General features: G+C 71.9%; 16 protein-coding genes and 1 pseudogene. 13 read left to right on the top strand and 4 right to left on the bottom strand.

What is annotated here, in order from left to right:
- Positions 1–100 precede the first annotated feature (100 nt).
- The 7 genes from RKD20_RS04330 to RKD20_RS04300 all read left to right on the top strand — a co-directional run bounded on the left by RKD20_RS04330 (position 101) and on the right by RKD20_RS04300 (position 8775).
- Complete coding sequence (locus tag RKD20_RS04330) at positions 101–832, top strand: FadR/GntR family transcriptional regulator (protein WP_424876478.1); 732 nt, start codon at positions 101–103, stop codon at positions 830–832.
- Positions 829–2277, top strand: a complete 1449-nt coding sequence (locus RKD20_RS04325) for an amino acid permease (protein WP_020118131.1) — start codon at positions 829–831, stop codon at positions 2275–2277. The genes RKD20_RS04330 and RKD20_RS04325 overlap by 4 nt, the downstream gene beginning before the upstream one ends.
- Positions 2278–2356: 79 nt before the next feature.
- The gene (locus tag RKD20_RS04320; protein WP_424876477.1) at positions 2357–3373 is read left to right on the top strand and encodes an asparaginase; all 1017 of its coding nucleotides are present in this window, start codon (positions 2357–2359) and stop codon (positions 3371–3373) included.
- Between the two features lie 138 nt (positions 3374–3511).
- On the top strand, positions 3512–4924 hold the full coding sequence (gene aspA / locus RKD20_RS04315; protein WP_424876476.1) for an aspartate ammonia-lyase: 1413 nt from the start codon (positions 3512–3514) through the stop codon (positions 4922–4924).
- Between the two features lie 55 nt (positions 4925–4979).
- Positions 4980–5909, top strand: a complete 930-nt coding sequence (locus RKD20_RS04310) for a glutaminase (RefSeq protein WP_424876475.1) — start codon at positions 4980–4982, stop codon at positions 5907–5909.
- 110 nt (positions 5910–6019) lie between these two features.
- On the top strand, positions 6020–7423 hold the full coding sequence (gene mptB, locus RKD20_RS04305) for a polyprenol phosphomannose-dependent alpha 1,6 mannosyltransferase MptB (RefSeq protein ID WP_424876474.1): 1404 nt from the start codon (positions 6020–6022) through the stop codon (positions 7421–7423).
- Positions 7420–8775 (top strand): glycosyltransferase 87 family protein, encoded by a 1356-nt coding sequence (locus RKD20_RS04300; protein ID WP_424876473.1) that lies wholly within the window; start codon positions 7420–7422, stop codon positions 8773–8775. Before mptB ends, RKD20_RS04300 begins: the two co-directional genes overlap by 4 nt.
- 35 nt (positions 8776–8810) lie before the next feature.
- On the opposite strand, the pseudogene RKD20_RS04295 reads toward RKD20_RS04300, so the two are convergent.
- From RKD20_RS04295 to RKD20_RS04285, 3 genes and pseudogenes are all read right to left on the bottom strand, one after another.
- Positions 8811–9644, bottom strand: a pseudogene (locus RKD20_RS04295) (D-alanyl-D-alanine carboxypeptidase family protein); the annotation flags it as partial.
- Positions 9645–9780: 136 nt separating this feature from the next.
- Positions 9781–10917 (bottom strand): transcription termination factor Rho, encoded by a 1137-nt coding sequence (gene rho, locus RKD20_RS04290; RefSeq protein WP_424876472.1) that lies wholly within the window; start codon positions 10915–10917, stop codon positions 9781–9783.
- A gap of 225 nt (positions 10918–11142) precedes the next feature.
- Positions 11143–11970 carry a class I SAM-dependent methyltransferase gene (locus RKD20_RS04285; RefSeq protein ID WP_424876471.1) on the bottom strand — a complete coding sequence of 276 codons (828 nt, stop codon included), beginning with the start codon at positions 11968–11970 and terminating at the stop codon, positions 11143–11145.
- Between the two features lie 108 nt (positions 11971–12078).
- Between RKD20_RS04285 and RKD20_RS04280 the strand changes: the two genes are divergently transcribed.
- From RKD20_RS04280 to RKD20_RS04265, 4 genes are read left to right on the top strand one after another with little or no spacing between them, the layout of a single operon-like run.
- The gene (locus RKD20_RS04280) at positions 12079–12756 is read left to right on the top strand and encodes a YciI family protein (RefSeq protein ID WP_424876470.1); all 678 of its coding nucleotides are present in this window, start codon (positions 12079–12081) and stop codon (positions 12754–12756) included.
- Positions 12753–13094 carry a YciI family protein gene (locus RKD20_RS04275; protein WP_424876469.1) on the top strand — a complete coding sequence of 114 codons (342 nt, stop codon included), beginning with the start codon at positions 12753–12755 and terminating at the stop codon, positions 13092–13094. The genes RKD20_RS04280 and RKD20_RS04275 overlap by 4 nt, the downstream gene beginning before the upstream one ends.
- Complete coding sequence (locus RKD20_RS04270; protein ID WP_424876468.1) at positions 13091–14320, top strand: RNA polymerase sigma factor; 1230 nt, start codon at positions 13091–13093, stop codon at positions 14318–14320. The genes RKD20_RS04275 and RKD20_RS04270 overlap by 4 nt, the downstream gene beginning before the upstream one ends.
- Before the next feature lie 51 nt (positions 14321–14371).
- The gene (locus RKD20_RS04265; RefSeq protein ID WP_424876467.1) at positions 14372–15823 is read left to right on the top strand and encodes an MFS transporter; all 1452 of its coding nucleotides are present in this window, start codon (positions 14372–14374) and stop codon (positions 15821–15823) included.
- Between the two features lie 148 nt (positions 15824–15971).
- Here RKD20_RS04265 and RKD20_RS04260 read toward each other — a convergent pair whose 3' ends face one another.
- Complete coding sequence (locus RKD20_RS04260) at positions 15972–16364, bottom strand: nuclear transport factor 2 family protein (RefSeq protein WP_424876466.1); 393 nt, start codon at positions 16362–16364, stop codon at positions 15972–15974.
- Between the two features lie 68 nt (positions 16365–16432).
- Between RKD20_RS04260 and RKD20_RS04255 the strand changes: the two genes are divergently transcribed.
- Together RKD20_RS04255 and RKD20_RS04250 are read left to right on the top strand one after the other, a co-directional pair.
- Positions 16433–16996: a PadR family transcriptional regulator gene (locus RKD20_RS04255; protein WP_424876465.1), complete on the top strand. Its 564-nt coding sequence runs from the start codon at positions 16433–16435 to the stop codon at positions 16994–16996.
- A 5-nt stretch (positions 16997–17001) separates the two neighbouring features.
- Complete coding sequence (locus RKD20_RS04250; protein WP_424876464.1) at positions 17002–17730, top strand: methyltransferase domain-containing protein; 729 nt, start codon at positions 17002–17004, stop codon at positions 17728–17730.
- Positions 17731–17790: the final 60 nt, after the last annotated feature.

The following is a 17790-nucleotide window of genomic DNA, read 5'->3' as shown; positions in this document are numbered from 1 at the left end:
AGACGGCCCACCGCCCCGGAGGTGCGAGGCGTTCGGCGTCCCGCGCCCCCTGCCCCCGCCCCCTTGACAGCACCCTCCCGCCGCCCGGAGTATCACTCCCGTGAACCTGTCAGACAGCCGGACAGCCAGTCAGCCTCCGCGGCGCATCAGCGCAATGGAGGCGGTGCTGGCGCATCTGCGTGACGCCATCGAGCGCGGGGAGTACGCCATCGGCGACAAGCTTCCCTCCGAGGCGGAGCTCTGCCGCACCCTGGAGATCAGCCGGCCCGTGCTGCGCGAGGCCCTCAGGGCCCTGCAGACCATGGGCCTGACCGTCTCCAAGACCGGCAAGGGCACCTTCGTCGTGGCCAACGCGGTGGAGGACCCCACCTTCGGCGACTACGCGGCCAGCGACCTCCTGGAGGTGCGCCGCCATGTCGAGATCCCGGTCGCCGGGTACGCGGCCCTGCGCCGCACCCCGGAGAACCTCGACCACCTGGCCCACCTCCTGGACCGGATGGAACGGGAGACCGACACCACGGCGTGGGTCGCGATGGACACCCTCTTCCACCTCGCGGTGGCCGAGGCCGCCCAGAACCCGGTCTTCCGCCGGGTCATCGAGGAGATCCGGGACGCACTGGCGCGTCAGTCGGCCTTCCTCAACGAGCTGGGCGGCCGCCGGGAGCAGTCCAACCGCGAGCACCGCGCGATCGTCGAGGCGCTGATCGACGGTTCCGAGCACGACGCGGTGGAGGCCATGTCCCACCATCTCGACCGCGTCGAGACCACCCTCACCGACATCGTGCGCTCCCCGCGCACGGACAGTCCCACGGAAGGCGGATCAGAGGCGTGAGCGAGCAGTCCCTGCACGACGATGTGCAGAAACGTTCCGGCCATGTCGACGCCGGAGACGAGGGCTACAGCAAGTCCCTCAAGTCACGGCACGTCAACATGATCGCCATCGGCGGCGCGATCGGCACCGGCCTCTTCCTCGGCGCCGGCGGCCGCCTCGCCGACGCCGGCCCCTCCCTGTTCATCGCCTACGCGGTATGCGGAGTCTTCGCCTTCCTCGTCGTCCGCGCCCTCGGCGAACTCGTCCTGTACCGGCCGTCCTCCGGCGCCTTCGTGTCGTACGCCCGGGAGTTCCTCGGCGAGAAGGGCGCCTACGTCGCCGGCTGGATGTACTTCCTGAACTGGGCCACCACCGGCATCGCCGACATCACCGCCGTCGCCCTCTACACCCACTACTGGGGCATGTTCTCCGACATCCCGCAGTGGGTGATCGCGCTCATCGCACTCGCGGTCGTCCTCACCGTCAACCTCATCTCGGTGAGGATGTTCGGCGAGCTGGAGTTCTGGTTCGCCATCATCAAGGTGGGCGCGCTCGTGGCGTTCCTGCTGATCGGCATCTTCCTGCTGGCCACCCAGCACCCGATCGACGGCCACCACCCCGGCCCGGCCCTGATCACCGACAACGGCGGCGTCTTCCCGAACGGTCTGCTGCCCATGCTGCTGATCATCCAGGGCGTGGTCTTCGCCTACGCCTCCGTCGAACTGGTGGGCGTCGCCGCGGGCGAGACCGAGAACCCCGAGAAGATCATGCCCAAGGCGATCAACTCGATCATGTGGCGGGTCGGCCTCTTCTATGTCGGCTCGGTCCTCCTGCTGTCGATGCTGCTGCCCTGGAACAAGTACACGGGCGGCGAGAGCCCCTTCGTGACCGTCCTGTCCAACATCGGCATCCCGGCCGCCGGCGGCGTGATGAACCTCGTCGTCCTCACCGCGGCCATGTCCTCGCTCAACTCCGGCCTGTACAGCACCGGCCGCATCCTGCGCTCGATGGCGATGTCCGGCTCCGCCCCGAAGTTCACCGGCGTGATGAGCCGCAGCCAGGTCCCCTACGGCGGCATCCTGCTCACCAGCGGTGTCTGCGTCCTCGGCGTCGGCCTCAACTACGTGGTCCCCGCCGACGCGTTCGAGATCGTGCTGAACTTCGCCGCCATCGGCATCCTCGCCACCTGGGGCATGATCATGGTCTGCCACCTGCTCTTCTGGCAGAAGACCGAGAAGGGCGACCTGACCCGCCCCGGCTACCGACTGCCGGGATCCCCCTGGACCGAACTCGTGACGCTGGCCTTCCTCGCCTCCGTCCTGGTCCTCATGTACGCCGACGGCGGCGCGGGGCGCACCACCGTGCTGTGCCTCCCGCTGATCGTCGCGGCCCTGGTCGCCGGCTGGTTCGCCGTCCGGGGCAGGGTCTCCCGCACCTCCACCGAGACCGAATCCACCGGCGCGTGATCGCTCGCGCGCACACCCAGCCCCAACCCACTGGCACGCACGCGTGATCCGCGTGGCGTTCCCGGAGAAGCAGGAAGTGATGTACAGCAGTTCCGTCGCGGCCGCACCCCTGGTCCGTGAGCCCCTCCACGCCCCGGTCGCCCACCTCATCCGCGGTGGGCTGATCGAGGGCACGCACTACGGTTCCGTCGTCGTCCTCGACGGCGACGGAACCGTTCGCTTCCAACTCGGTGACATCGAGGCCGCGTTCTATCCGCGGTCGGCGCTCAAGCCGGTCCAGGCCGTCGCCATGGTCCGGGCCGGGCTGCCGCTCGACGGCGAGCTCCTCTCGCTCGCCGCGGCCAGCCACTCCGGTGAGGAACGCCATCTCGCCGGGGCCCGGCGGATCCTGGAGCTGGCGGGTGTCTCCGAGGACGCCCTGTGCAACGTCCCGGACATGCCGTTCGACCCGGCCGTCCGGGACACGTGGATCCGGGAGGGCCGCGGCCCGTCCCGGCTCGCACAGAACTGCTCGGGCAAGCACGCGGCGATGCTGTACACCTGCGTGCTCAACGACTGGCCCCTCGACGGCTACCTCGACCCCGCGCACCCGCTCCAGCAGGCGATCGCCGAGATCGTCGAGGACCTGACGGGACAGCGGATCGCGCGGGTGACCGTCGACGGCTGCGGTGCGCCCCTGTTCTCCGTCTCGCTGCACGGTCTCGCCCGGGCCGCCGCACGCATCACCTCGGCGGTTCCCGGTACGCCCGAGGCCCGGGTCGCCGACGCGATGCGGGAGCACGCCGAGATGGCGTCCGGGGCGGGGCGGGACGTGGCCGCGCTGATGAAGGCCGTGCCCGGCCTCCTCGCCAAGGACGGATTCGAGGGCGTCCAGGTCGCCGCGCTGCCCGACGGGCGGTCGATCGCCGTGAAGATCTCCGACGGGGCGAACCGGGCGCGCGTGCCGGTCGCCGCGGCGGCGCTCGCGTGGGCCGGGGTCTCGCCGGATCTGCTCACGGAGTTCCAGGGCGAGGCGCTTCTCGGGGGCGGCCGGGAGGTCGGCTGTGTGCGGCCCGTTCGTTCCCTTGAGCCTGTTGCTGCGTCTGCCTGCGCCTGAGAGCCCGGTCGTCGATGTCGGTTCGCGCGTGCGGGTCCGTCGTGGCTCGTCGCGCCCACGCGGCGGAGCCGCATATCAGCACAGCCCCGCGCCCCTAAAAGCACTTGCCTGAGCCCCATTCAGAAGAAGGACACCTTGATGACCGCCGCCGTCAGCCGCCGTGAGCACGATCTGCTCGGCGACCGGGACGTACCCGCCGACGCCTACTGGGGTGTGCACACCCTGCGGGCCACCGAGAACTTCCCCATCACCGGGACCCGGATCTCCGCCTATCCCCACCTGATCGACGCTCTCGCGGCCGTCAAGGAGGCCGCCGCGCTGGCCAACGAGGAGCTCGGGCTGCTGGAGCCCAGGAAGGCCGCCGCGATCGTCGAGGCCTGCCGGGAGATCCGGGAGGGCAAGCTGCACGACCAGTTCGTGGTCGACGTGATCCAGGGCGGGGCCGGCACCTCCACCAACATGAACGCCAACGAGGTCATCGCCAACCGGGCGTTGGAGCTGCTGGGGCACGAGAAGGGGCAGTACTCGTTCCTGCACCCCAACGAGGACGTCAACCTGGGGCAGTCGACCAACGACGTCTACCCGACCGCCGTCAAGATCGCGACGGTCTTCGCGGTCCGTGGACTGCTCAAGGCGATGGCCGTACTGCAGGACGCGTTCGCCCGCAAGGCCGTCGAGTTCCGCGATGTGCTCAAGATGGGCCGTACACAGTTGCAGGACGCGGTGCCCATGACGCTGGGGCAGGAGTTCTCGGCGTACGCCGTCATGATGGGCGAGGACCGGTCACGTCTTGACGAGGCCGTCGAGTTGATCCATGAGATCAACCTGGGGGCCACGGCCATCGGGACAGGACTCAATGCTCCCGCGGGATACGCCGAGTCGGCCCGGCGCCACCTCGCCGAGATCACCGGGCTCCCGCTGGTCACCGCGGCCAACCTGGTCGAGGCGACCCAGGACTGCGGGGCGTTCGTGCAGATGTCCGGTGTCCTCAAGCGGATCGCGGTCAAGCTCAGCAAGAGCTGCAACGACCTGCGGCTGCTGTCCTCCGGACCGCGCGCCGGGCTCGGGGAGATCAACCTGCCGCCCGTGCAGGCCGGTTCGTCGATCATGCCCGGCAAGGTCAACCCGGTGATCCCGGAGGTCGTCAACCAGGTCGCCTTCGAGGTGATCGGCAACGACGTCACGATCACCATGGCCGCCGAGGCCGGGCAGCTCCAGCTCAACGCCTTCGAGCCGATCATCCTGCACTCCCTGTCGGAGTCGATCACCCACCTGAGTGCCGCCTGCCGCACCTTGGCCGAGCGCTGCGTGGACGGCATCACCGCCAACACCGAGGCACTGCGCCGGACGGTCGAGAACTCCATCGGCCTGGTGACCGCCCTCAACCCGCACATCGGCTACACGGCCGCCACCGACATCGCCAAGGAGGCCCTCGTCACCGGCCGCGGGGTGGCCGAACTGGTCCTGGAGAAGGGCCTGTTGCCCGCCGAGACGCTCGCCGAGCTGCTGCGCCCCGAGGTCCTGGCGAACAGCGGTTCCCCCCTGGCCTGACGGCCCCACCTGTGGAGACACGCACCAGGACCGGCCCGGAGGCACAATAGTGATCATGACAACGACGTCGGCGTTCACCTTCCAGCCGGTCCTGGAGCGCATCGCCGAGGAGATCGAGCGGACCCCGGGCCGGGGCGCGCCCGCCGACTACATCCCGGCACTCGCCGCCTGCGACCCGCGCAGCTTCGGCATGGCCGTCGCGGAGCTGGACGGCACGGTGTACGGCGTCGGGGACTGGCGCGAGCCGTTCTCGACGCAGTCCATCACCAAGGTCTTCACCCTCGCGCTCGACCTGGCCCGTGAGGGCGACGAGCTCTGGGAGCACGTGGGCCGTGAACCCTCCGGCAACCCCTTCAACTCCCTGGTGCAGCTGGAGTACGAGAACGGCATCCCGCGCAATCCGTTCATCAACGCGGGCGCCCTCGTCGTCACCGACCGCCTCCACAGCCGTACCGGAGACGCGGCGGGCGAGTTGCTGACGTTCCTCCGCGAGGAGAGCGGCAACCCGGCCCTGGACTTCGACGACGAAGTGGCCGCCTCCGAGGCCGCCCACGGCGACCGCAACGCGGCCCTGGCCCACTTCATGGCCGCGTACGGCAACATCGACAACGACATCCCGGCCCTGCTCGACCAGTACTTCCGCCAGTGCTCGATCAGGGCGTCCTGCGCCGACCTGGCCCTCGCCACCACCTTCCTGGCCCGCCACGGCATCCGCGCCGACGACACCCGCCTGCTCACCCTCAGCCAGGCCAAGCAGATCAACGCGATCATGCTGACCTGCGGCACGTACGACGCGGCCGGCGACTTCGCCTACCGGGTGGGCCTGCCCGGCAAGAGCGGGGTGGGCGGCGGCATCATCGCGGTGGTCCCGGGCCGCTGCACGCTGTGCGTATGGAGCCCGGGTCTGGACGAGCGCGGCAACTCGGTGGCGGGGGTGGCGGCCCTGGACAGGTTCACGACGCTGACGGGCCTCTCTGTCTTCTGAGCCGGGGTGAGCGCGTCCCGGACCCGCATCCCGGACCCGACCATGTACCGGTCACACCCCGGTCGCCGCCTCGTCGCCCGTCAGCCACCCACGACTGACACGCTGCTCGCGTGTTGGCCAACATTCCCGTCGATCTCCGCCGCTGCCAGGTCCTCGGTCTGGTCGGCACCGCCTTCCTCGCCGCGGGCGGGGAGAGCGCGGGAGCCCTGCCCGTCCGGGAACTCCTCACCCCGGCCTCGCCCCAGGCGGCCCTGGGGCTGGTCGGTGCCTACTTCGGTGTCGTCCTGCTGATAGCGGCCTGGCTCCTCCTCGGCCGCCTGGTGCGCAGCCCCGACCGGCGGCCCGGCACGCGCGAGCTCATGGCCGTCCTCGTCGTCTGGTCGATTCCGCTGCTGCTCGCCCCGCCCCTGTTCAGCCGGGACGTCTACAGCTACCTCGCCCAAGGCGCCATGGCCGACGCCCACATGGACGTCTACGCCCACGGCCCCGCCCTGCTCGGCGGTCCCCTCGCGGACGAGGTCGCCCCCATGTGGCGCGACACGGGCGCCCCGTACGGCCCCGTGTTCCTCGGCCTGGCCTCCGCGCTGGCCAAGATGTCCCGCGGTGAACTCCCCGCCGGTCTGCTCGGGTTGCGGCTGGTCGCCCTGCTCGGCGTGGCCCTGATGGCCGCCGTCCTGCCCCGCCTGGCCCGCCACAGCGGCGCCGACCCGGCCGCGGCGCTCTGGCTCGGCGCCCTCAACCCGCTCGTGCTGCTGCACCTGGTCGCCGGTGCCCACAACGACGCCGTCATGCTCGGACTGCTCGGCCTCGGCCTGGTCGCCGCCCTCGGCCGGTGGCCGATCCTGGGAGCCGTACTCGTGACTCTCGCCGCCCTGGTCAAGGCCCCCGCCGTCCTCGGGCTCGCCGCGATCGTCGTGCTGCGCGTCCGGGCCGGCGACCGTCCGGCGAAAGCCGTGGTGACGGCCGTCGTCTCGGCAGCCGCCACCACCGTCGCCGCGACGGCCGTCGCGGGCACCGGCTACGGCTGGATCGGCGCCCTCAACACCCCTGTGTCGTCCGGGAACTGGGCCCTCACCAGCCTCCTCGGCCGCGCCACCGCGGCCCTGCTGGAACGGTTCGGCAGCGATCTGGCCCCGCTGGCCGTCCCGTTCTGGCACGCGCTCGGCATCGTCACGGCCGTCGCCGTCATCGGCCACACCTGGCTGCGCCTGCGTCCGCGACCCGTCTACGCCCTCGGCCTGAGCCTGGCCACCCTCGCCGCCCTCGGCCCGGCGATCCGGCCCTGGTACGCGCTGTGGGGGCTGTTCCTCATAGCGGCCGCCGCGCCCAGCGCCTCGGTACGGCACCGGGTGGCGGCCGTGACGGGTGTGCTCGCGCTCGCCACCCTCCCGAGCGGCGGCCCGGCCGACACCGGGCAGCTCGTCCTCGCCGTCTCCGGAGGCGTCCTCGCCCTGGTCGTGCTGGTCCAGGCCCACCAGACGGCCCAGGTCCCGGCCACCGGACACACGGCATGAGGGCGCCGGCCACGGATCGCGGCCGACTGCTGCTCGTCCTCGCCGCCGGCACCGCCGTCACCGTCTTCACGGCGACCGTGCCGCTCCTGCGCGACTGGTTCGACCTGCGCGTCTACCACGGAGCCGTCGACACCTGGGTCCACCACGGCGGACGGCTCTACGACTACCGGGTGCCGGGGACGACGTACGGCTTCACCTACCCGCCGTTCGCGGCCGTCGCCATGCTCCCGATGGCCCTGCTCGACCTGCGCGCCGCGATCGCGGTGGGCCTGCTGCTCAACCTGGCGGCGCTGGCCGTGGTCGTACGCCTGCTCACCGGCCCGTCCTGGCGGCGCCACGGCTGGTACGGCTGCGCCCTGGGCGTCTGCGCGCTCGCGCTGTTCGAACCGCTGCGCGACACCTTCAGCTTCGGCCAGGTCAACCTCCTGCTGCTGGCGCTCGTCCTCGTCGACGCGTGGCTGCTCGCCACCGGCCGGGAGCGCTGGGCCGGTATGGGGATCGGGCTGGCCGCCGCGGTGAAGCTCACACCGGCCCTCTTCATCGGCCTGCTCCTGCTCGCCCGGCGCGGGCGCGCGGCGGCGGTCGCCACCGTCGTTGCCCTGACCGCGACGGGGTTCGCGGCCCTGGTGGCGCCGGACGCCTCGCGCTTCTACTGGACCGACGCGATGTGGGACACGACCAGGGTGGGACGGCTGGACTACGTCTCCAACCAGTCGTTGCAGGGCATTCTGGCCAGGCTCGGCGAGACGGACCGCGTGGTCTGGGCGGTGGCCGTGCTGCTGACGCTGGGCGTGTGGGCCGTACGGGCCCGGCGGGCGGTGGCGGCGGGGGACTGGGCGGCCGCGTTCGCGCTGACCGGGCTGACCGCCTGCCTGGTCAGCCCGATCACCTGGGTGCACCACCTGGTGTGGCTGCTGCCGTCCTTCGCCGTCCTCGTGCGTACGGGGCACCCGCGGATCGCGGGCGCCCTGTACGCCGTGCTGTGCACCAGTGTGGTGTGGCTGTGGTTCGACGACGCGTCGGGCATCGACGGCTTCCTCGGCAGCAACCTCTACACCTGGATCACCCTCGGCCTGCTGCTGCGGCTGCCGGCGGGTCAGTCGGCCGTCGGCGGCCCGAACCGGGCCCGCAGCGCCAACGCCATCGAGCCCGCGCCGAGTCCGGCGGCGCCCAGGATGGCCCAGGTCGCCAGCCAGCCGGGGCCGGAGGTCCTTGGGGAGACCGCGGCAGCGACCGGCACCGCCTCGGGCCCGGGCTGCGGCTTCACCCTGAGCGCGTCCAGCGAGCCCACAGGATCCACCCGCCCGGCCGCGCCGAACCCCCAGTCGAGCAGTGCGCGCGCCTCCTCGTAGACCGTGAAGCCGCCGCCCGCCTGGGGATTCATCACCGTCACGACGAGCGTTCGGTCGCCCCGGCGGGCGGCGGCCACGAGCGTGTTGCCGGCGTGGCTGGTGTAGCCGTTCTTGATCCCGATCAGCCCGTCGTAGGGAGCCACCCCGTCGGCACCGGTCAGCAGCCGGTTGGTGTTCCGGATGCCGTACCACCAGCCGCCCCGGCCGGGGAACCGCGCCTCGGCCGTGCCGCAGTACCGCGCGAAGTCCGCGTTGCGCAGCCCCGCCCGGCCGAAGACCGCGAGGTCGTACGCCGAGGAGACCTGGCCCGGCGTGTCGTAGCCGTCGGGGGAGCGGACGTGGGTGTCCCGGGCGCCCAGGGCCAGCGCCTTGGCCTGCATCCGGGCGGCCGTCGTACGCCAGCCGCCGCTGAGTCCGGCCAGGACGTGCACGGCGTCGTTGCCGGAGTTGAGGAAGACCCCGCGCCACAGGTCGGCCACCTGGTATGTCTGTCCCTCGGCGACCCCGACGAGACTGCTGCCGGGCCCGATGTCCGCGAGCTCGTTCGCGCCGACCGTGTGCCTGAGGCCGCCGGGCAGCAACGGCAGGACGGTCAGGGCGAACAGGGTCTTGAGGGTACTGGCCGGCGGCAGCCTGCGGTGGGCGTCGTGCGCCGCGAGGACCTCCCCGCTGTCGGCGTCGGCCACCACCCACGACAGCGCGGACACGTCCGGGACCCGGGGCACGCCCCGGTGCGGCCGGACCTGGACACCGGGGCGGTACAGCACGGCGGGTGACGCGGCCGCGGGCGGTGGTGCGCCGGGCGCGCCGGGGTCGGAGCCCGTGTGCGCGGCTGCCGTCGCGGGGGCGAACACCAGCAGTCCCGTCATGCACAGGGCGCAGGTCGAGACGGCAACCCGGGAGGGAAATCCGATAGTCATACTGCAAAGCTAGGAACGGACCGGCCGTACACCGCGCTGCCCGGGCCGAGCGGGGCGCGTGAGCACCCGGACGGGGGATGGCCCGTCAGCCGGCGGGCAGGGTGGGCTGGATCCGGCGCAGGAAGGTCGCGTTGTCCGGCGCCTCGCGCATCCGCTGCAGGAGCGTCTCCAGGTTGCCCTGGCCGTCGCCGTTCTGGAGAACCCTGCGCAGACCTCGTACGGCGGTCAACTCCGCCGGAGTCAGCAGGCGTTCCTCGCGGCGGGTGCCCGAGGGGTTGACCGCGACGGCCGGGAAGACACGGCGGGAGGCGAGTTCGCGGTCCAGGCGCAGCTCCATGTTGCCGGTGCTCTTGAGTTCCTCGAAGTAGAAGTCGTCGGCGCGCGAACCGGTCTCCACCAGAGCGGTGGCGAGGATGGTGAGCGAGCCGCCCTCCTCGGCGAGCCGGGCGGCGCCGAAGAACTTCTTCGGCCCGATCAGCGCGGTCGCGTCGACACCGCCGCTGAGGGTGCGGCCGTTGCCGGGAGCCGCGTTGTTGTGGGCCCGGCACAGCCGGGTCAGGGAGTCGAGCAGGATCACGACGTCCTCGCCGGCCTCGACGAGCCGCTTGGCCCGTTCGATGACCAGCTCCGCGAGCGCGATGTGCTGCTTGGGCGTGCGGTCGAACGTCGAGGCGTACACCTCGCCGCGCACGGAGCGCCGCATGTCGGTGACCTCCTCGGGGCGTTCGTCGAGCAGCACCACCATCAGGCGGCACTCGGGGTGGTTGCCGGCGACGGCGGCCGCGATCTGCTGGAGCAGCACGGTCTTGCCGGTCTTGGGCGGGGCCACGATCAGCCCGCGCTGGCCCTTGCCGACGGGCGCGATCAGATCGGCGAGCCGCCCGGTCAGTCCGGACGCCGGGTGTTCGAGACGGATCCGCTCGCGCGGGTGCAGGGGTGTGAGGTCGTGGAAGGTGCGACGGTTCCGGCCGGGTTCGTGGCCGTTGACGAGGGCGACCTCGGTGAGGGCGCGCTGGGTGCCGCGCACCCCGTCGACGACGTCCCCCTTGCGCAGGCCGAACCGGCGGATCAGCGCGGGGGAGACCTGGAGGTCGGAGGGCGAGGGCAGCAGGCTCGCGGCGCGGAGGTGACCCTTCCCGCCCGCGTCGATGTCGAGGACGCCGGTGACGGCGCGGACCGGGGGCTGCTGCTGTACTGGGGGGCTTTCGAGAGTGGTGGTCATGATGGTCTGTCCTTTCGAGGACGGAAGGCATGGGACATGCGGAAGGAGGGGGGAAGCCGCGAGAGGGAAGGCGGACAACGCCTTCGGGCGGCGGAAGACAGCACCCACAAGACCTGCGAGGTACTGAGGAGAAGCCGGTGCAACGACCGACGGGAGGAGAGAGAACTGGCACCGGCGCCCCGAAACGGGCGTACACAAGTGCTAGGAGGACCATACCACGACGGCTCAGCGCGTGGCGAGAAGTCCGTACAACAGTGGGATCCGCGGCTCGGGAAGCCGCCACCAGCCGGACGCCGTGCGGGTCATCCGCGACCAGCGCGGCCAGGGCAGCTCATCGCTCTCGCGCAGGCTCCGGACACTCAGTCCCGCTCCCGTCAACGCGGTGACGACCTCTCCTATTCCGTGCGTCCACTCGTAGCTCGCCGTGGCGCCCTCGACGGCCGGACCGTCGGTGTAGGTGCGGGTCGCGTCCCGGTGCACGGGTCCGTCGCCGCCCAGGTAGTCGTGGCGCAGGAGGAGTTCCGGCCCCTCGTCCGGAGCGGGCTTGGGGCCCAGCGAGTTGAGCAGCGGATGGAACTCGACCACGTACAACAGGCCACCCGGACGCAGCAGTCGGGCGATCACGTCCGCCCACCGTGCCAGGTCGGGCAGGTAGCACAGCGCGCCCTTCCCGGTGTACACGACGTCGAACCGCCGTCCTCCCAGCGCCTCGACGGCGTCGTACACGTTCGCCCGCACGTACTCGACGTCCACGCCCGACCGCGCCGCGATCCCCTGAGCGGCCGTGACGGAGGCCGCCGAGAAGTCCAGGCCCACCGCCCGGGCCCCACGGCGGGCGAGGGCCACCGTCTCCGTGCCGAGATGACACTGGAGGTGGAGCACGTCACGGCCGGTGAGCTCGCCGAGGTCCTCCCACTCGAAGGCGGCGAACCAGCGCTCCGGATCGAGGTCCTGGTCGAGACCGTAGAACCGGCTGGCGAGGTGGACGGGGGTGCGGGCGTCCCAGTTGGCCTGGTTGACCCGCATCAGCCGCGCGTGCTCGTCGGACGTCATGAGGCCATCCAACCGCGAACCGGTCCCTTTTTTCGCGCGCCGGTGTCGATTCCGGCCGGTCCCGTTCGTCGGCGGGGTGTAGGAAGCACATGAGGACCGGGAGGAACCATGAAGTACATGCTGCTCGTCTGCGGCGACGACACCAACGACGCCTCGGGCATGGCCCCCGTCGAACCCTGGGTCGAGGAGCTCGGCGACCGTGGCGTACGGCTCCACGGGCACCGGCTCGCGCTGCCCGCCGACGCGGTCACCGTGCGGGTGCGCGGCGGCGAAGTGCTGCGCACCGACGGCCCGTTCGCGGAGACCAAGGAGTACGTCGCCGGCTTCGACGTCCTGGAGTGCGACACCCTGGAGGAGGCGGTCGAGGCGGCCGCCAAGCACCCCGTGGCGACGGTCGGCGCCCTGGAGGTGCGGCCGTTCTGGGAGGACGAGGACGCCGAGGGGCAGATCCGCCGCCTCGACGCCGAGCTGACGGAGGCGGCGCGCGCGGGGGACGTCGAGCGGATGCTCGCCTGCTTCGCGCAGGACGCGGAGGTCGTGGTGGAGGGTCGTCACCACAGGGGTGTCGAGGCGCTCCGCAAGGCCTTCGCGGAGACGTCCAGCGGGCCGGGCACCCGCGAGGTCCTGGAATTCCGGGTCCGTGTCGACGAGAGCATCGCCTTCGCCCACGCCCTCATCCGTACCGGCGACGGGCTGCAGCGCGTCACCACCGGTTACCGCGACATCGGGCCCCGCTGGCTGATCGCGCACGAGCACATCTCCCGCACCACCGAGGAGCGGTCATGAAGTACGTCCTGCTGATCTGCACCCCCGTCGGCGGCGAGGAACTCAGCCCCGCCGAGATCGCCGACGACCCCCGCTTCATCTCCTACATCGAGGAGGTCCGCAGCCGCGACCTCGTCAAGGGCGGCGCACGTCTGCGCCCCGCCTCCGACGCCACCACCGTGCGCGTCCAGGGCGACGAGGTCCTGCTCACCGACGGGCCGTTCATCGAGTCCAAGGAGTACATCGCCGGCATCGACATCATCGAGGTCGCCGACCTGGACGAGGCGATCTCCCTCGCCTCCCGGCACCCGGCGGCGCTCAGGGGCGGCTCCGTGGAAGTGCGGCCCGTGTGGGAGTGAGCGCACAGGAGGCCGTCGCCGCCGCCTTCCGGGAGGAGTGGGGCCAGGTCGTCGCCACCCTGATCCGGGTGACCGGCGACTGGGACCTCGCCGAGGAGTGCGCGCAGGACGCCTTCGCCCAGGCCCTCGACCGGTGGCGGCGCGACGGCGTCCCGCGCCGCCCCGGCGCCTGGCTCACCACAACCGCCCGCCACCGGGCCATGGACGTCCTGCGCCGGGAGGCGGTCGGCGAGCGGAAGATACGGGAGGCGGCCATGCTCACGGCACCCGAGGAGCCGTACGACGACAGCGGTGTCCAGGACGACCGGCTCCGGCTGATCTTCACCTGCTGCCACCCGGCGCTGCACATCGAGGCCCGCGTCGCCCTGACCCTGCGCACTCTCGCCGGACTGACCACGCCGGAGATCGCCCGCGCCTTCCTCGTCCCCGAGGCGACCATGGCGCAGCGCCTGGTGCGGGCCAAGAAGAAGATCCGCAACGCCGGCATCCCCTACCGGGTGCCGCCCGCCCACCTGCTGCCCGAGCGCACGACGGGCGTGCTCGGCGTGATCTACCTGCTGTTCAACGAGGGGTACGCGGCCACCTCGGGCGCCGATCTCGTACGACGGAACCTGTGCGCGGAGGCGATCCGGCTGGCCCGTGTCCTGGCCCGGCTCATGCCCGACGAGCCCGAGGCCCTCGGCCTGCTCGCGCTGCTCCTCCTGCACGACGCCCGCCGCGAGACCCGCGTGGACGCGGCCGGCGAACTGGTGACCCTGGAGGACCAGGACCGCACCGCATGGGACCGCGCGGAGGTCGACGAGGGCGCGGCCCTGCTGGAGACCGCGCTGCGTCGCGGCCGGCCCGGGCCGTACCAGATCCAGGCCGCCATCGCCGCCTGCCACACGACCGCCGCCACGGCCGCGGACACCGACTGGGCCGACATCGCCGCCCTGTACGGCGAACTGCTCCGCTTCGTGCCCTCGGCCGTGGTCCGCCTCAACCGCGCGGTGGCCGTCGGCATGGCCCAGGAACCCGACGCGGGGCTCGCCCTGGTCGCGGAACTGGAGCGGGAGGGCGAGCTGAGCGGCTACCACCTGCTCCCCGCGACGCGCGCCGACCTGCTGCGCCGCAGCGGCCGTACGACCGAGGCGGCCCGGGCGTACGAGCGGGCTCTGGAGCTGGTGGAGAACGACGCCGAGCGGCACTTCCTCGAAAAGCGGCTCGCGGAGTGTCGATCCGCTTAAGGAGGCGTTCGTCGGTGGGGTGAAGGCAACCCCGAGACACCGGAGGTCCCCATGACCGCCACCGACGCCCGCCGCTGGTACGCCCTCTGTCTGCTCTGCGTCGCCGGGTTCATGGTGATCCTGGACGCGCAGATCGTCGTCCTGGCCCTGCCGTCGATCGCCGACGGCCTCGGCTTCTCCCCGAGCGGCGCCCAATGGGTGATGAGTGCGTATCTGCTCAGCTTCGGGGGCCTGCTGCTGCTCGGCGGCCGGATCGCCGACCTGCTGGGCCGCCGCCGCGTCTTCGTGACGGGCACCCTGCTGTTCGGGCTCTCCTCGCTGTGGTGCGGGTTCGCCGGCACGGCCGCCGTACTGATCGCCGCCCGAGCGGTCCAGGGCGTCTCGGCCGCCGTCATGGCGCCCACCGCCCTGTCGATCCTGCTGAACACCTTCGAGGAGGGCCCCGACCGCAACAAGGCGCTCGCCCTCTGGTCCGGCAGCGGCGGCTTCGGCGCGACCGCCGCCCTGCTGATCGGCGGACCCCTCACGGACGTCCTCGGCTGGCGGTGGGTCTTCTTCCTCAACGTGCCCGTCGCCCTGGTCCTGCTGGCACTGAGCCCGGTGCTGCTGCGCGAGAGCCGCACCGAGGCACGCACCCGCTCCTTCGACCCGGTCGGCGCCCTCACCGCCACTTGCGCCCTGGTCGCCTGCGTGTACGCCGTCGTCGAGGCACCCCGCGCCGGCTGGCTGTCGGCGCGGACGACCGGCCTGCTGGCCCTCGCGGTGGTGCTCGCCCTCGTCTTCCTGCGCACCGAGTCCCGGGCGAAGGCCCCGCTCGTGCCGCTGCGTCTGCTGCGTTCCCGGACGGTGAGCGGCGCCAACCTCGTCGTCTTCCTGCTCGGCGCCACCGCCTTCGGGATGTCGTACACGCTGTCCCAGTACGGCCAGGGCGTCCTCGGCTGGTCGCCGCTGCGCTTCGGCCTCGCCAACGTCGTGATGCCGCTGGGCGCGGTCGTCGGGTCGTACGCCGGACAGGCCCTGGTCACCAGGACCGGCGCCCGGGCGGTCGCCGTGGGCGGTCTGGCGCTGTCCGCCCTCGCCGCCCTGCTGCTGACCGGAGTGCCCGTGCACGGCGGCTTCGTCCGCGACCTGCTGCCCGCCCTGCTGCTCTTCGGGCCCGGTGTCGGGGCCTGCGCGGTCGCCGGGTCCATCGCCGCCCTGACCGGGGTCGGCGAACGGGACTCGGGCGTCGCCTCCGGAGTCCAGACGGCCGCGTTCCAGATCGGCGGGGCCTTCGGCGTCGCCGTCGTCACCTCCGCGACCGTGTCGCACACGGTCGGCACCGGGCGGCTCGCGGCTGTGACGGCGGGCTACCAGGCCGCGTTCACCGCGTGTGCCGTGCTCGCGGTGACCGGCATCGGCTGCGCGCTCGTGCTGCTGCGCCCGGCGACCCGGCGGACGGCGCGCACCTCGGGGCCCGCTCCGGACGAGGCCCGGCCCATGCCGGGCGAGCGGGTCGGCTGAAGCGGACTTTCAGGCGTCGATTGCGTTCGTGATCGCCTTCGCCGGGTCCGATGTCGACGAGGGGGCGCACCGGGCCCCGACCGGGCCGGTGAGGGGCCTGCGCAGGGCACACGACTTCGCCTCCTGCCGGCGGGATGACCGCCCCGGCCTAGCGAAGGGCCGCCTCCTTCGCGATCTCCTCGAACCGCGCCCCCATGGCCGTCGCGAGGGCCTGCGCGCCCGACAGGGGTCGGACCATCACCATGAAGCGGTCGATCAGGCCGTTCTCGTCGACATGGATGAAGTCGCAGCCGTCCAGGGCTCGTTCGCCGACCCGGGTAGCGAAGACCAGCGCGTGGTCGCGGCCGTCCTCGCTGCTCAGCTCGCTCACATAGCGGAAGTCCTCGAAGACCTTGACGACCGCGCTCAGGATCGCCGCCGTGATGGCCTTGCCCTCGTAGGGCTTGAAGACCACCGGACTCGTGAAGACCACGTTGTCGGCCAGCAACGCCTCCACCGCGCCGAGGTCCCCTGCTTCGACCGCTTCTCGGAACGCTCGCATCACGTCTCCATAGTCAATTTGTTGAGTAGGTGTGGAGTAGATTAATCACCTGCTGCTAGCGTGTCCACATGTCGCTCAAGTACGCCGTCCTGGCCGCTCTGCTGGAGGGCGAGGCCTCGGGCTACGAACTGTCCAAGGTCTTCGACGTCTCGCTGGCGAACTTCTGGCCCGCGACCCCTCAGCAGCTCTACCGCGAGCTGGAGCGCCTCGCCGAGGACGGACTGATCGAGGCGCGGGTGGTGCGGCAGGAGCGCAGGCCGAACAAGCGGTTGTTCACCCTCACCGAGACCGGCCGGCGCGAACTGAGCGCGTTCGCCGCCGAACCGCCCCGCAGACCGGCCGCCCTCCGCGACGAGTTCCTGATCAAGATCCAGGCCATGGACGGCGTCGACCCCGAGGTCACCCGGGCGCTGTTCGAGGAGCGCCTGTCCTGGGCGCGCGGCAAACTCGCCCGCTACGAGCGGGTCCGGGACCGGTTCCTCGACGGCCGCACCGAGGAGCGGTACCTCGCGGAGGCCGACCGGATCGGCCCCTATCTCACGCTCCTGGGCGGAATCGCCCTGGAAACGGAGACCGTCCGCTGGTGCGAGCGCGCGCTGGTCATCCTGAAACGCCGTGCTCCCCTAAGCTGACGCGGATGTTCAGCCCAGAAGGCCCCAGCCTCCGTGAACTCGCCGTCCAGGCGCTGTCGTCCGTCGAGCGCGGCTACGACCTGCTCGCCCCCAAGTTCGACCACACCCCCTTCCGCACGCCCGACTCGGTGCTGGACGCCGTCGCGTCCGCGCTGCGCCGGACAGGCCCCTTCGACGCCGGGCTCGACCTGTGCTGCGGCACCGGCGCCGGTGCCCGGGTGCTGACGCGGGTCTGCCGGGAGAGCGTGACCGGCGTCGACTTCAGCGCCGGGATGCTCGACGTGGCGCGCAGGCGGACCTGGTCGAGCGGGCCGCGCCTGTCCTGGGTGCGGGGAGATGCGCGCGCCCTCCCGTTCGCCCCCGCCTCCTTCGACCTCGTCGTGAGCTTCGGGGCCTTCGGCCACTTCCTGCCCCGTGAGCTGCCCGGCCTGTTCGCCCAGGCCCGCGAGGTGCTGCGACCGGGCGGCTGCTTCGCCTTCCCGATCGTCGCCCCGCCTCGGCCGTCGTCGCCCGCCTACTGGATGCTCCATGGCTTCGACGCCGTGATGCGGGTGCGCAACGCCCTGTGGCGACCGCCGTTCGTCATGTACTACCGGGCCTTCCGGCTCGGGGACGTGCGACGGGAACTGGAATGGGCGGGCCTTCGGGTGGAGCTGCAGCCCCTGCCCGAGTTCGGTGTCCGCCGGGACGGCAGTCCGCGGGTCCGGATGGTCGTGGCGAGGCGTCCGGTCTAGTCGGTCCGGATTTCCAACTTATCCGTTTGATTTTCCAACTCGCCAGGTTATGGTGAGGCG

Origin of the sequence: Streptomyces sp. SLBN-8D4 (assembly GCF_049739545.1) — a bacterium.
Lineage (GTDB): Bacteria > Actinomycetota > Actinomycetes > Streptomycetales > Streptomycetaceae > Streptomyces > Streptomyces canus_C.
The sequence above is the reverse complement of the archived record's forward strand: the minus strand, read 5'-3'. Positions and strand labels throughout refer to the sequence as shown.

Coding starts and splice junctions, on each gene's coding strand:
- RKD20_RS04320 (WP_424876477.1), top strand. CDS start 2,357: ATGTACAGCAGTTCCGTCGCGGCCGCACCCCTGGTCCGTGAGCCCCTC.
- aspA (WP_424876476.1), top strand. CDS start 3,512: ATGACCGCCGCCGTCAGCCGCCGTGAGCACGATCTGCTCGGCGACCGG.
- RKD20_RS04310 (WP_424876475.1), top strand. CDS start 4,980: ATGACAACGACGTCGGCGTTCACCTTCCAGCCGGTCCTGGAGCGCATC.
- RKD20_RS04300 (WP_424876473.1), top strand. CDS start 7,420: ATGAGGGCGCCGGCCACGGATCGCGGCCGACTGCTGCTCGTCCTCGCC.
- rho (WP_424876472.1), bottom strand. CDS start 10,917: ATGACCACCACTCTCGAAAGCCCCCCAGTACAGCAGCAGCCCCCGGTC.
- RKD20_RS04285 (WP_424876471.1), bottom strand. CDS start 11,970: ATGACGTCCGACGAGCACGCGCGGCTGATGCGGGTCAACCAGGCCAAC.
- RKD20_RS04280 (WP_424876470.1), top strand. CDS start 12,079: ATGAAGTACATGCTGCTCGTCTGCGGCGACGACACCAACGACGCCTCG.
- RKD20_RS04275 (WP_424876469.1), top strand. CDS start 12,753: ATGAAGTACGTCCTGCTGATCTGCACCCCCGTCGGCGGCGAGGAACTC.
- RKD20_RS04265 (WP_424876467.1), top strand. CDS start 14,372: ATGACCGCCACCGACGCCCGCCGCTGGTACGCCCTCTGTCTGCTCTGC.
- RKD20_RS04260 (WP_424876466.1), bottom strand. CDS start 16,364: ATGCGAGCGTTCCGAGAAGCGGTCGAAGCAGGGGACCTCGGCGCGGTG.
- RKD20_RS04255 (WP_424876465.1), top strand. CDS start 16,433: ATGTCGCTCAAGTACGCCGTCCTGGCCGCTCTGCTGGAGGGCGAGGCC.
- RKD20_RS04250 (WP_424876464.1), top strand. CDS start 17,002: ATGTTCAGCCCAGAAGGCCCCAGCCTCCGTGAACTCGCCGTCCAGGCG.